General features: G+C 58.3%; 11 protein-coding genes. 6 read left to right on the forward strand and 5 right to left on the reverse strand.

Annotation, left to right across the window (positions count from 1 at the left end; all coding sequences use genetic code 11):
- Positions 1-345 precede the first annotated feature (345 nt).
- From HW274_RS10880 to HW274_RS10900, 5 genes are all read left to right on the forward strand, one after another.
- The gene (locus HW274_RS10880; RefSeq protein ID WP_185988791.1) at positions 346-2,433 is read left to right on the forward strand and encodes an ATP-binding protein; all 2,088 of its coding nucleotides are present in this window, start codon (positions 346-348) and stop codon (positions 2,431-2,433) included.
- Positions 2,433-3,413 carry a hypothetical protein gene (locus tag HW274_RS10885; RefSeq protein ID WP_185988792.1) on the forward strand — a complete coding sequence of 327 codons (981 nt, stop codon included), beginning with the start codon at positions 2,433-2,435 and terminating at the stop codon, positions 3,411-3,413. Before HW274_RS10880 ends, HW274_RS10885 begins: the two co-directional genes overlap by 1 nt.
- Positions 3,410-3,952 carry a class IV adenylate cyclase gene (gene cyaB, locus HW274_RS10890; protein ID WP_185988793.1) on the forward strand — a complete coding sequence of 181 codons (543 nt, stop codon included), beginning with the start codon at positions 3,410-3,412 and terminating at the stop codon, positions 3,950-3,952. The genes HW274_RS10885 and cyaB overlap by 4 nt, the downstream gene beginning before the upstream one ends.
- Positions 3,953-4,082: 130 nt before the next feature.
- Entirely contained in the window at positions 4,083-5,375 is a 1,293-nt protein-coding gene (locus tag HW274_RS10895; protein ID WP_185988794.1) for a Shedu immune nuclease family protein, read from the forward strand.
- A 108-nt stretch (positions 5,376-5,483) separates the two neighbouring features.
- Positions 5,484-5,840, forward strand: a complete 357-nt coding sequence (locus HW274_RS10900; RefSeq protein ID WP_185988795.1) for a DUF6907 domain-containing protein — start codon at positions 5,484-5,486, stop codon at positions 5,838-5,840.
- A 19-nt stretch (positions 5,841-5,859) separates the two neighbouring features.
- Here the strand turns inward: HW274_RS10900 and HW274_RS10905 are convergent, their stop codons facing one another.
- The 4 genes from HW274_RS10905 to HW274_RS10920 all read right to left on the reverse strand — a co-directional run bounded on the left by HW274_RS10905 (position 5,860) and on the right by HW274_RS10920 (position 11,036).
- On the reverse strand, positions 5,860-6,573 hold the full coding sequence (locus HW274_RS10905) for a helix-turn-helix domain-containing protein (protein ID WP_185988796.1): 714 nt from the start codon (positions 6,571-6,573) through the stop codon (positions 5,860-5,862).
- A 295-nt stretch (positions 6,574-6,868) separates the two neighbouring features.
- Positions 6,869-8,116: a DUF4041 domain-containing protein gene (locus HW274_RS10910; protein ID WP_260679073.1), complete on the reverse strand. Its 1,248-nt coding sequence runs from the start codon at positions 8,114-8,116 to the stop codon at positions 6,869-6,871.
- A 262-nt stretch (positions 8,117-8,378) separates the two neighbouring features.
- Entirely contained in the window at positions 8,379-9,233 is an 855-nt protein-coding gene (locus HW274_RS10915) for a hypothetical protein (RefSeq protein ID WP_075255300.1), read from the reverse strand.
- Positions 9,234-9,467: 234 nt separating this feature from the next.
- Positions 9,468-11,036, reverse strand: a complete 1,569-nt coding sequence (locus HW274_RS10920; RefSeq protein ID WP_185988797.1) for a DEAD/DEAH box helicase — start codon at positions 11,034-11,036, stop codon at positions 9,468-9,470.
- Positions 11,037-11,377: 341 nt separating this feature from the next.
- Here HW274_RS10920 and HW274_RS10925 point away from each other — a divergent pair, with 341 nt between their 5' ends.
- A complete protein-coding gene (locus tag HW274_RS10925; RefSeq protein ID WP_075255288.1) occupies positions 11,378-11,743 on the forward strand; it encodes a VOC family protein in 366 nt (121 codons plus the stop codon).
- Positions 11,744-11,807: 64 nt separating this feature from the next.
- Here the strand turns inward: HW274_RS10925 and HW274_RS10930 are convergent, their stop codons facing one another.
- A complete protein-coding gene (locus HW274_RS10930) occupies positions 11,808-12,752 on the reverse strand; it encodes a DMT family transporter (protein ID WP_185988798.1) in 945 nt (314 codons plus the stop codon).
- Positions 12,753-12,840: the final 88 nt, after the last annotated feature.

A 12,840-nucleotide genomic window follows, 5' to 3' on the forward strand; every position in this document is an offset into this window, starting at 1 on the left:
TAAATCCGCATGAGCGAAGTAGTTGCAGTATTAACCAGTGACGAGTTGGAGGCTGCGATGCTAGTGTCTGAGTTGACCTGCTTACCCCCTAACTGGCGCCATGCGAGTAGTGAGGAGATAAATAGGACGCTATCTCGTGCGAGCTCACAGCAAAATAGGTTTAGTGCTCTGCGCAGTTGGCATGTGAATCGACTTCGTAGAGGAGCTAGCCACCTCAAGTGTTTTTCCCCTGAAAAGAAACAAGTTACGCATATTGCAACAGCTGCGAGCGTCAGAAACGAGCGGCGATTGAAACATGTAGCCGTGTCAGCACTAGCAATACATGAGATGAGGAGCGATATCACCATGACCGTGACGATCACGGATGACGATACACATCTGCAAGAGTTGATTGGCATTGCGGGTTTGGCTACTCGCACTTTAAAGAGAGAGAAAAGATCGCTTGGCGATTATATTGGTGAGCGAGACGGTCGTAAAATTGTTCTAAAATACGAAGGAGCGTCGATTGATCCTGGTGACGCTACGGATCATATGACCTCCACAGCGTTCTTTCTATCAAGGCTTCAACGATCCGCTAGTGTTGTACCTGACAGATTGTCGAGCACGCTCGACTTCGGAGGCAAGGCAACCCTCCAAGAGTTGTCGACAACGCTAGAGTCTGACTTTAATCACCTTTACGAATCAATTCGCAGAAGTAATACAAGCACAACTAGCTCACGCGAATTATATGAAGGAATGGGACTGCTTGGAGAGAAGTCCGCTGGCAACCCCCAGTACAGCGCTTCGCTTCATTTGCGAGGGTTAACTTCTGCACTTAACGTACAAGCTGATCCAACGGCATTTTTGAATGGTTGTAAGCTGGCGACGGTGCTTGCTCACGATCTCGCGCGGCGAGGCTACTATACGGCAGCAGCGAAAGACGAACCACTTGACGACGAGGTGTCACTGATTATCGAGGGGAAAGTGAATTGGTATGTAACTTACCTTATGGTGGATGCCTTATCGTCGTGGGTGTCTGTATGTCGCAAGGACATCTTGAATGAATCGCCTGAAGCAATTCAAGCGATCGAAACTGCATCGCTATCTCTTAAGACAGCATACGAAAAGTCCATGATTGGACTATCTCGAATGCTCGCACTGCATTCAGCATCTCATGACAAAGACTTCGATGCACTCGATCTTTCTTCTTGTTTATCGGTTCTTTTGAAGTCATCCAGTGCTGATACACTGCTGGATATCCAATCAACGGCGATAACACGTCGCGCCATTGAAATACTTACGAAAGAATTTGTGCACACCGATGGGACATTCTCTCCGAAGAGCCCACCTCTCGTTGATCAAGCACATACGCAGATGTTTGTATCGTCAGCAGAGGTTGCAGAACTTTTGCTTGACGCGGGGAAGGATTTGCTTTCTATCAATGACATTATGGCTCTTTCTACTACAACTAAGTTAGTATGTGAACGATCGAGAGGTCATCGCGGTTGGGGACAGGAAGGGGCGGGATCTTCGACGCGAGCATCTGCATTTGACGCCTGTAGTTCGGCTGCATTTTTGATGAATTTTATTGACGCATGGGAACGTCTCCGTGCAGAATCGGTTGGCAGATCTTTGGGCCTGGGGCTTGCTCCATCAATCAACTCGACGTTTCCACTTCCTAATGCCATCCGGGAGAAGATTACAAGCAAAACTATTGAACCGATTAAAGAAGGACGGCGCGATCTAGCTTCAATGTCGCTTCTCCTCTACGGCCCTCCCGGTACCGCAAAGACGACCATTGCGAAACGAGTTGCCGCAGAGCTTGGTTGGCCGCTGCTGGCACTTGATCCATCGAAGTTAATGTCGTCTGGAGTTGACGGTATCGCAGTCGAGGCAGACTCCCTATTCACATTGCTTCCTGGACTAAGAGATGTTGTTGTTTTATTTGATGAGTTTGAAGGCGTTTTTCTGAAGAGGGCAAATAGTGCCACTGATATGAGCCGATTCTTGACGACGTCGATGCTGCCTAGACTTCATGAGTTGCGTGATGCCAGGCGAATTGTCTTTATCATCGCGACCAATGATAGGAATGCGATAGATCCTGCCGCATATCGGCCAGGTCGGATTGATGAGCACATTGAAGTCGAAGCACCTGATGTGCATGTTGCTGGTGACATCACTCGCACCATAGCAAATGATGTTGTTCCGCTCTCTGGCTCGACACCTAAGTGGAAAGAATTCTGGAAAAACCTTATTGAAGACAAGGAAGTCTCGACAAGAATTGATGGGCTCACGCCAGCATATCTCAACAAATGGGTGCGAACTGTTGCTATACAGTTCCAAGAGCAGGGGTATACTGTTAAAAATGCAATAGAAGAGCTGGATCTGCTTTCGAAGCGACATGAGCAAGAGTTGGAGCAATTTAAGAACAATAGCAGTAAAGGAGGTGAATAATGATGACTCGAACAGGAAGTGTTAGCAAGGCGTTGAGTGCCTTACATAAAGACGTCGGCTCTGTTACTACACTAGACAGTGCCGAGAGCCTTCCGTTGGTTCGGCCTGCTACTACAACAGTATATACTGCTTTCGATGGTGATGACTTCTATTTTACGTCGGCGATGGCGGAACATGCCTCATCTCACGACCGGATCGCGATCAACCCAGAGGCATGCTTGGGGTACAAATCAGCCGTCGATTCACTCATCCTAAAAAAGAATGTTCTTCTTTTCGACGTATCCCTGCTGGAAAAGGCTGATGAGCTGTGGGTGTATACGAGGCAATCTCCGATGTCGCCAGACTGGACGCGCCTCGCCGAAGGTGTCATCATCGAAATAATTTGGTATATACGTCGCTGCCACGATAGGCGGATTACGCCGAGGCTGTCCTTTGTTGATATGAATGCCGTTTCTATTGGCCTTGATCCAGACCCCGTCCCTGTTGATATATCGCTCAACCGTCTTCTCAAAGACGTGAAGTCCGATGCCCCTGAAGCATGGTCGGTTGTGAGCGAGTATCGAGACGGCGGAGCGAAGCCAGTTGCAGTTCCGATCTACGCCTTGCAAGATGCGAAGAATTCTTTTTGGGTACGGGAGTGGTTGATTAATGAAGGCTATGCACCAATCGTCCCGACACTCGCTTTCGAGTCAAGTGCACCCAGCAGACTAACGGTACTAGCTGAAGGCTGGGTTTGGGCGCTGCACAACGCAGATGTGGTCGTAGAGTTTTCTCAGATGAATGGAAATCGCTCTCATCTCCTCGATTACCTTCGAATGCTCTGCACATCGCATGGCATCAAGACAAAACAGGTAGACTGGACGCGGGTTCGGGCACCAAAGGCCATCCAAGGTGCAGACTGGCCTATTACGTCGAGTGAACGCGCCCTCCTGGCGGACACAGCCGCAAGCCAACCAACTGAACGAGAGGCACTCGCATGATCGAGGTAGAGAAGAAGTATCGGCTTCCGGCCGATGCGCAAGATATTATTGAGCGAACTGGGGAGCTTTACTCCTTATCCAAAGCAGTTCGACAAGCTGATCTTGTCTATCTCAATGGGATTTCGTCCTTCAAGGACTTCACGCCAGGCGATCCAGTACTTCGCTGCCGTAGCGTGGATGACGCTGTCACCTTTACAGTGAAACGGAAGCTGCCCGAAGGTGGTGTCTGGGAAGTGGAGTTGCCGGTTAATGATGCTGGGGCTGATCGCGTCGAAGACTTCATTGCCTGCCTTGGCTGGAACCTTGTCACTCGTGTCGTTAAGACACGGCGCTCTACTCAGATCGACGGCATTACGGTTGTTGTTGATGATGTCGAAGGGCTGGGGCAGTTTGTGGAGCTTGAAGTGCTGGTTGCTACTACAGAAGAAGTTGAGCATACACTAAGCAGCATTTATCGGCTGTGCACAAAACTTGGCATCTCAGAAGAGTGGGAGGAGATGCGAAAGTATGATGAGCTCTTGGCGATTGAATCAGTTTAAGTGCCGGTTGACGTGCTTCGAGTTATAACGTTGACGATTGGCTAGACGCTACTTTTCGTTCATACGTACTGGCCACGTCTTTGGTTTTGTAGCGCTCAAAGTTTGTGTTTTTTAAAAAGAAGTGATTAACGTGACACGTGAACGTAGGAAAAAGAGGGCTGCAAAGAAGGCTGCCGAGTTTCCTATAGTTTCTGACAATGAGAGAAAAGAAGCTGTCTATATGGAGGAGAGGAGGGTTGGGCACCTCTATGTGAGCAAAAGGTTTCCCTACCATTCTCGGACGCCAGATAGCATGTACAATGGCGAGCCAGCGCGCCTTGTGTATGAAGTTTTCGACACTTTAGGGTCGACGATTGCCGACTGCGTTTATCATACCACAGTATGGCCTGTCCGCTCCCAGCGAAAAGGTCGAATTCAGGTAAAGTTGGTTGTTGCGCATAAAGGTGACCATGTGAGAGAAGTGCATATTCAGGAGGTTGTCAATAACCGTAAAGACAAATATGTGAATAACATCTTGTCGCTTGAGGGTGACGACGCGTTGGCGCTTTGTCGGCTCTTTCAGTCTCTTCAAGGGATCCCCATGAGTGATGATGTCGATTTCATGAGGTTGGATATCGACAGCGCTCGTGAACTAGTTGCTGCGTCTGCAAAGTTGCCTGGCATTAGCTTAGATCCAGAGGCTGTGCGTGTACTAGTGGAAAGTGACGCTCTGGCGACTGACGTAGTGGCAGTCGCGGGACGTAAAAAAGTCGTCGAGCATTTTGAGGGGTTGCTATCTGATAGAGAATACTTCGAAACAGAAAAGGCGCGTTTGGGTAAAAATGGAGATGAAGCTGTTTGGCAGCGCTTGTTTGAAAGCAATCCTTGGATTCTTGGTGTCGGCCTAGGTCAGCACTTGCTTACTTCGTGGAATGATAGCAAACTTGAACAGGTAGTTTCAGGGAGTTCCATAGCGAGTAAAGGAAAACGCGTTGATGCGCTGATGAGAACTTCGGGTGCTGTGCGTTCGATGGTGTTTGTAGAAATAAAAAAGCCGGAAACAAGCTTACTTTCGGGGAAAGCAGCGGGGTATCGCCCTGGAGTCTGGCAAATTTCGAATGAGTTGTCGGGCGGCGTAAGTCAGGTGCAGGCAACAGTGGCTGCTGCAATGAAGGAAGTTGGAGAGCGTCTTGAGTCGAAACAAAACGGCTACGACATGCCTGGAGACTGGACGTACTTATTTCAACCACGTGCTTTTTTGGTGATAGGCTCACTTGAGCAACTTAGAAGTGAAAGTGGCGGGCATCATCTGGATAAAATACGCTCATTTGAGTTATATAGAAGAAATCTCACTTCTCCAGAGGTTGTTACGTTCGATGAGCTTCTGGAGCGTGCTAAGTGGATTGTTGGAGTATCTGAGAAAGGCTCGGATGTTGCTGAGTAGGTAGATTTGTTCTCCCTCAGCCCTCCCCCTTCCATCTGGTTCGTCCCTCCGCTTCACTCTCCCCCTAACAGCCCCACCACACACAAAAGGGCAAGGAAGGGGAGACTAATGGCAACACCAGCAGACCACGCCGAGGAGAACAAGACACCACCAACCACCGCCTGCCCAGCCTGGTGCGTCGGCCACGACACCGACGCGCCAGATACAGCAGACGACCACGTCCACGAAGCCGCCCCATTCCTCGTGCCCTGCATCGCCCTAGAACGCACCACCGATGAGACTGGCACCATCCACTATCACCCCACCGCCACCGAACTCACCCTAGTGCGCTACCAGTACCCACAGGACAGTGACACCTGGCTCTACATCGGCGATGGCTCCCGCGCTCACGGCCTCGACATCACCCTAGAGAGTGCCCGTCGGCTCTTGAGTGCGCTAGCGCGGTATGTGGAAGATGAGGGGTGAGGGGGTGGCGGAATGAAGCTTACCGGCGAGTCTGGTCGCTATCTGCTGCACGCAAGTAGGCCAGCACCGTCTTGACGTTGACGCCAAACTGCCTGCCGATCGCAGCCGCCGATACTCCCCGTGCGTGCAGCTCTACCGCCTGCGCCTTCTGCTCGTCCGTCATGCCTGCCCGGCGTCGTGGTAGCCCGCGCCGCCGACGGATTCCATAAACCACATCTTTGCTGATGCCGAAGCGCTCACAGATCGTGCGGACTGGCAAGCCATCCTGGTATAGCCGCGCCACCTCATCTCGCTCGGCTGCGGTAAGGTGATGCTGGCGCTGCATGATGGTGCGTGCAACAGCGTTGGCGTCCGTCTTTGCGCGGATAGGGCTGGGGGCGGGTTTCGCAAGGCCATTGTTGCTTGGTGGTTCACTGTCTCCACTAGCAGATAGTTTCAGCGAGTCGCCCGTCACAGAGTGAGGCGACGGGGCAGGGCACTGTCTAGCTCTGGCCTCAACCGGCTCTGCCGTCTGATTGGCCAGGGTGTTGCCCTTCGTCGGTGCCTCGTCAAATGATGATTGGCGTGCTGTGGACGGCGTGGCCTGCACCGCATCTTCGTCGGTCAGCCGCTCCCCCGCACGAGCCAGCACATCAGCCCGCAGCGCGAGTAATGTTTCTAGTTTGTTCTCATTGATCTCGCGGAGGTGTACCCCGCCGGCCTCGGCCCCACCAGGGACCGGGGTCTTTTTCATACCCGGGGCGCCGGCAGCGGCGCTAGCCTGCTGCTCTGTCCCTCGGTGAACTCAGATGGCACTAATCCAGGTGGGGAGGACACCTTGACCAGCGGGAACGGGAGAGAACGCTCGTGTCGAGCCGGGCTCGATCGATGCCAGCCCAGATGGCCGGATACGAGCACAGCTCACGCAGCCACGGCGACAACCCGGCCCCGAGGCCCGCACCACACGGATCGCAGACTGCCCCAAAGACCCATAACTGACGACTAAGGCACAACCCCGACAGCACAAGGACATACCCCTCAGCCTCCCCCTAAACTTGGTCTCCTCCACCGGTAGCGACACCACCATTCTCCGATTCCGCTATCTGAAGGCTTAGGCGATACTGCTCCGCCTCCGGCTCCTCAGTGAATTCCAAGAGATTCCCAGCCACCTCCGAGAGTACATTACGCACCTCAGCGGGAGAGGCATAAAAGAACTCTCGACGGGTGTTGACGCGATTCACCCGCCTATGCGAGAACCTTCGATGCAGATCAGCCTCCACTGTGACCGCATCCTCAGAGAAGAACAACGCATGGACATCAAACCCGAACGGAACGGAAGCATCTCCAAGCTCCCGGACGCGATCCATCGGCTCAAGTCGACGTGTCATGCCAATCTTAACCATTCGATCACCGAACGCCCCAACATTGGAGATAACATAAACATATCCTGCGCGAATATTGGCAGCACGAAAGTCAACTTTCTCGATCTCCCTATCAAGCCCCTCAAGCTGCGACCTAATTTCCTCCGCCTCATCCACTCGCCCCTTCTCCACAAGAGATTGAAGCACGTGCTGATAGTGCTCACGCTCCTTGTCGAGTTTCGATCGACGCTGAGCGAGCTCCTGCTGAGCCTTGCGCTCTTCACGCAGCCTCGCCCTCTCCTCCCGCTCTGCCTCCTTTTCGGCCTTTTTAGCATTCTGATACCTGAGAGATAAATCGAGCTCCTCAAGACGAAGCGTATGGTACCTGCCATCTATCCTCAGGTTGATGAGAGCCCCAAGACGTTCCACCTGGTCGCGAGCGCGCTCCAGTCGCTTACGAGCCGATTCACCATTGCCAGCCTTAACGGTGAGGACGCAATTCTCAACCTCTGCATTATAGGCACGTAGCATCATTTTCGACATATCGGCAACGAACTTACGCCCTTTACTGGCCGAGTTATTGAAAGTGAAGTTGTCGGCCGCCCTGATCGCAGACTTGTTTCTAATCATTTCTTTGACCTGAGAGCGCACATCCGACAGGAGTCCCCCAAGCTCCAGAGAAGACTCAGCAGGATGCTTATAGTTCGTTAACCCACTGTCGACCATCACGGCAGCATCTGAAAGATGCATATCAAGCTGCGCGAGCTGCCGCCTACGATCATCAATTGCAATGGCTACTTCGCGAGCATTACGCTCAAGAACACGAAGATTCTCCTCAGCCGAAGTTGCCTGCCGAGCAAGCTCCAACTTCTGCCGCTCCAGAGCGGCCTGTAGCTCAACCTGCTCAAACCGCATCTGCGCAGCAACTTCTTGCATTTTTACGATATCCCCACCTCCAGCCCGATCAAGCAGTGTCCGGAGTTCCCCAATTGACGCTAGAGCCGCGTTATACTGTTGTTCTCCAACACTGAGCCGCTGTTCGAGAGTTTGAATCCTCCGTTTTTTGTCCCCAAACACAATAAGACCTCTTTGTCCACAGGGAAAATAGGGCAAAACGAAGACTACTACTTCAATCTATCGACAACGTCAGTATAGAGATCACAGTTAGGCAACTCTTGCAGTCCAATCTTCTAAGCAGTCATTTTCCGCTTGCGGCGGCGTCGAGCACGCGCTCGACGTAGCTCCCGAACTTCTCGGTGATGCTGCCGTGGTCGTCGTCGGGCCATTCGCTCCAGATATGGCCGAAGCCCGCCGAGCGGTAGTAGGCCAGGCTGTTTCGGGCGTGCCCGCTGCCATCGAATCCGTCGAGGCTGTTGGCGGGCACATCACGCGTCCCGGTCACCCAGTTCAGCCAGAGCCGTTCCTTAGCGCCTGAGGAGAACGCCGCTTGCTCCTCAGGCGCGTCGCCGCCCCCGAAGAGCAGGAAGCCCCCGCCCGCCATGCGCTCGGCGTAGGCCGGGAAGAACCACTGGCTGATGAATTCCGAGCCGCCGGAGTAGCCCACGAGCCAGACCCGATCCATGGTGGCGCCGCACTCGGCAACCACGTAGTCGAGCGCCTGCTCCAGGTAGCGGACCTTGCCGTCCTGGTCCTCCATCCACCAGGTTCCGTCGTCTCCGGGAGCGCGCACCGAGACCACGTCGTACCCGCGAGCGCTCGCCGCCTCGACGACTCCCCCGGCGCCGGCCAGGCCGCCGCGGGACCTCTCGTCCTGATCCTGGTTCCCCTGGCTGTGAAAGGACTGCCCGTCGCCGTCGAGGTAGACGACCAGTCCGACCGGCGCTCCCGTCGTCGCGTAGAAGATGCAGTCGGAGGTCTCGTCCTCATCGTCGGTGTAGGAGAACGCGGCAGGAACCGACAGGTCTCCCGACGTCGGCCGCAGGCTCGGCGCAGCGCCGGCCCCGCGCGAGCGCAGGTACGGCGGCGGAGTCGAGTGCGTTGCCGCTCGCTGCGGCCCCCGAGAAGCGCAGCCGGCCAGGATGAGGCCCGCCATCGCGCCGGTCAGGGCTCGCCGCGAGAGGTGCGCCGCCACGCTGTCCACCCACCTTCCCGATCGCCATCAGCCACTCGACGGTAGCACCGGCACCCCGGATCCGCTCGGCCGGAGCGAGGGCTGAACCGCCGCACCGCAGGCGTCACCCACCGACACAGACATGGGGCGCGCAACTCGTGACGCGACATCGTCAATGCCCAGGACCTGACACTGAATGCCGCCTCGCACGATGTCTCAGGCGGGAGCGCCCTGACTGGCCTGACCTCCCTTGGCTCCGCGACCGCGGCCTCGACGTCCACGGGAGCCTCCGCTGCGGCCGCCCCGGCCGGAGGGCTGCCCGGCTCCCTGCTCGCCGTTTCCGCCACGTCGTTTCAGACTGCGCCCACCGTTCCCAGCGTTCCCGCCGCGCGCACCGCGCGCTCCCCCGCTACGACCTCCCCGGCCGCCCTGACCGCCCCGGCCGGACCGGCCGCGCGCCGCCTCCCCGTGACCGTGGCCCGGACGCCCGGTGGAGGCCCGCCCGCTGGGGCTGCCGCCCTTGATGGCCACACCCTCGGGCATGTCCTCCAGCGCGACGGCCTCGGCGACCTGCCCCACGAGGGCGGACACAGCGTCGTCGTCGGGCCGGATGCGCTCGATGTCCGCGCGAATCCGCGCCTTCTTGAGCAGGACCTGCACATCGTGCTTCTGCTCGGGCAGGACCAGCGTGATGACGCTCCCGGCGGCCCCGGCGCGCGCGGTGCGGCCCGAGCGGTGCAGGTAGGCCTTGTGCTCGGCGGGCGGGTCGACGTGGACCACGAGCTCGACGCCTGAGACGTCGATGCCCCGGGCGGCGATGTCGGTGGCGACCATGACGTGCACCTGCCCCGTGGAGAAGGCCCGCATGGCGCGCTCGCGGGCGTTCTGGCTCATGTTGCCCTGCAGCTCGACCGCCGGGATCCCGGCCTGGACGAGCTTGCGGGCCAGGCGCCGGGCGAGGTGCTTGGTGCGGGTGAACAGGATGCGCTGCCCCTGCCCGGAGGCCAGGCGCCGCACAATGCCGTCCTTGGCGGTCTTGTCCGCGACCATCCACACGCGGTGGGTCATGGCGTCCACGGGCGAGGTCGAGGGGTCCACGGAGTGCTGCAGCGGGTCGTGGAGGAACTCCTTGACCAGGGTGTCCACGCCGTTGTCCAGGGTGGCGGAGAACAGCAGGCGCTGGCCGCGCTGCGGGGTGGCGCGCAGGATGCGGCGGACGTTGGGCAGGAAGCCGAGGTCGGCCATATGGTCGGCCTCGTCCAGGACGGTGATCTCGACCTCGTCGAGGCTGACGAGTCCCTGCCCCATGAGGTCCAGGAGCCGGCCGGGGCAGGCGACGACGACGTCGACCCCTGCCTTGAGGGCCTTCTCCTGGGGCTTGGCGGAGACCCCGCCGAAGATGGTGGTGACGTCCATGTCAACGACGCGAGCCAGGGGCTCGATGACCTCGGCGATCTGGAGGGCGAGCTCACGGGTGGGGGCCAGAACCAGGCCGATGGGGTGGCCGGGGCGGGCCTTGTCCTGCTGCGCCAGGCGCTGGACCAGCGGCAGGCTGAAGGCCAGGGTCTTTCCCGAGCCGGTGCGGCCGCGGCCGAGCACGTCGCGCCCGGCGAGGGTGTCGGGCAGGGTGGCGGCCTGGATGGGGAAGGGTGCGGTGAAGCCGCGGGCGTCGAGGTCGGCGGCGAGGTCTGAGTCCACGCCGAGCTCGGCGAAGGTGGCCTCACCCGCGGCCGGGGTCTTCCCGGAGGCGAAGCGGCGTGAGGCGGAGGTGCGGTGTGCGGCCACGAGGATCCTGTCGTTTGGGACCGCGAGCACGCCGGCGCGTGTCGCTGGCAGCGTGCGCGTCGGTGCGTGAGGTGCCGGCGTACGCGGCTCGACGGCGCGAGGCGTCGGTGAGTCGACGAGCACCGGGGCCGGGGCACCAGCCAGGCCGGGCGGCGCCCGGACCAGAGATCCATCCTGCCCTAGATCCCGGCAAGCACCAAGGATCCCGCTTGCCAGAGCATCTCTCAGCCGACTGTTTCGAACCAACACGTATGTCTCATCTCATATATGACATGAGACGTCATGTTTGATCTCCAGTATCGGACGAGTCCTACTAGAAATTCGTGAAAGGAGACCACGCCATGCCTGCACCAAACCTGTTCCTGATCTACGTCACTGACGTCGAGCGAGCCACCGAGTTCTACAGCGACTTATTCGACATCCACCCCGTTATGACCACTCCCCGTTACGTGGCTTTTGAAATCGCCCCCGGCGTACTCTTCTCACTGTGGAGCGGAGCCGCGGATGCGATCAGCGCTGCCACCTCACGAACCAGCGAGGTTGGATTGATGATTCCAGCATCAAAGGAATCAGTGGATGCCGTCTACAAGGAATGGGTAGCAAAAGGTGTCACAGTTGTTGAAGAACCCCACAACGATGTCTTTGGCCGAACCTTCATGATCTCCGACCCCGATGGCAACCTCATCCGCGTCTCCCCGGTGGACTGACATGCTCTGAGACATGCGGGTGCGCACATGCTGGGCGCACCCGCTCTCGGGTTGCCTACGCGCCTCAGCGGCACTCCGGGTGCCGCGGGCGTGGCGCGCGGCCGTCCGCGCTGGCCAGGGCAACGGCTACCGATACCAGCACGAGGCCTGCGACCTCCCAGCCGCTGGGCAGCTGGCCCAGCACCACCGCTCCCACCAGCATCGACGTCGCCGGCATGAGCGAGGACAGGAGCGCGAAGGTATCCGCCCCGAGCCGTCTGAGCACCACTTGATCGAGCCCGTAGGGCACCGCGGTCGACAGCAGTCCGACCCCCAGCGCCATCGCTGACGCCCTCATCGACGTCAGGGCAGCGGCCGCCGTGCCGACGGCAAAGGGAGCGTAGACCAGCGCGCCGAACACCATGCCCGCAGCGAGCGAGTCGATTCCGGCCCCGGCCGAGGCCACTCGCCGCCCCAGAAGGATGTAGCCCGCCCAGGCCGTACCGGCTGCCAGCGCGAGCACGACCCCCGTCCTCTGACCGGACTCACACAGGTCGACGCCGAGCCCGGAGATGCACACGACTCCCAGGAGCGCCAGCACCGCGGCCAACCGCGGTCGCCACCCGAGCCCTGTGACGGCGGCGACGGCGACCGGCCCGAGGAACTCCAGGGAGACGACCGTTCCCAGCGGAAGCAGTGAGATCGCCGCGTAGAAGATGACGTTCATGGTGGCGGTGGCCGCCCCGAAGGCGGCCGCCAGCGCCAGAGCCCGATGCGTCCAGCTCCGGCGCCACGGGCGTCGGAGCGCCAGGAGCACGACGGCGCCCACCACCAGGCGCCACCAGGCCACCGTCGTCGAGGGCATGAGCGAGAACAGTGAGACGGCCAGGCCCGCACCGAGATACTGGGAGAAGGCGGAGGCGACGAAGACCAGCGGCGCCGGGACCCTTCCCGCCGCCGCACTGCCCGCACCACCTGCGCCTGCACTGCTGCTCGGGCTGCGGGACGGGTGGGATTCACCGCTCGTCACACCCGTATTGTCACCTGCGCTGCGGCTTCTTCAGACGCTCCCTCCGCGGTTTCGGTGCAGCGCGCCCGGCGCGGAGGGCAGCCGGCCC

Origin of the sequence: Actinomyces sp. oral taxon 169, assembly GCF_013394715.1 — a bacterium.
In the GTDB taxonomy this organism is placed as follows: Bacteria; Actinomycetota; Actinomycetes; order Actinomycetales; family Actinomycetaceae; genus Actinomyces.

Excerpts from the sequence above, each read along its gene's own strand:
- HW274_RS10880 (WP_185988791.1), top strand. The coding sequence starts at position 346 with ATGACCGTGACGATCACGGATGACGATACACATCTGCAAGAGTTGATT.
- HW274_RS10885 (WP_185988792.1), top strand. The coding sequence starts at position 2,433 with ATGATGACTCGAACAGGAAGTGTTAGCAAGGCGTTGAGTGCCTTACAT.
- cyaB (WP_185988793.1), top strand. The coding sequence starts at position 3,410 with ATGATCGAGGTAGAGAAGAAGTATCGGCTTCCGGCCGATGCGCAAGAT.
- HW274_RS10900 (WP_185988795.1), top strand. The coding sequence starts at position 5,484 with ATGGCAACACCAGCAGACCACGCCGAGGAGAACAAGACACCACCAACC.
- HW274_RS10905 (WP_185988796.1), bottom strand. The coding sequence starts at position 6,573 with ATGAAAAAGACCCCGGTCCCTGGTGGGGCCGAGGCCGGCGGGGTACAC.
- HW274_RS10910 (WP_260679073.1), bottom strand. The coding sequence starts at position 8,116 with ATGCAAGAAGTTGCTGCGCAGATGCGGTTTGAGCAGGTTGAGCTACAG.
- HW274_RS10915 (WP_075255300.1), bottom strand. The coding sequence starts at position 9,233 with ATGGCGGGCCTCATCCTGGCCGGCTGCGCTTCTCGGGGGCCGCAGCGA.
- HW274_RS10925 (WP_075255288.1), top strand. The coding sequence starts at position 11,378 with ATGCCTGCACCAAACCTGTTCCTGATCTACGTCACTGACGTCGAGCGA.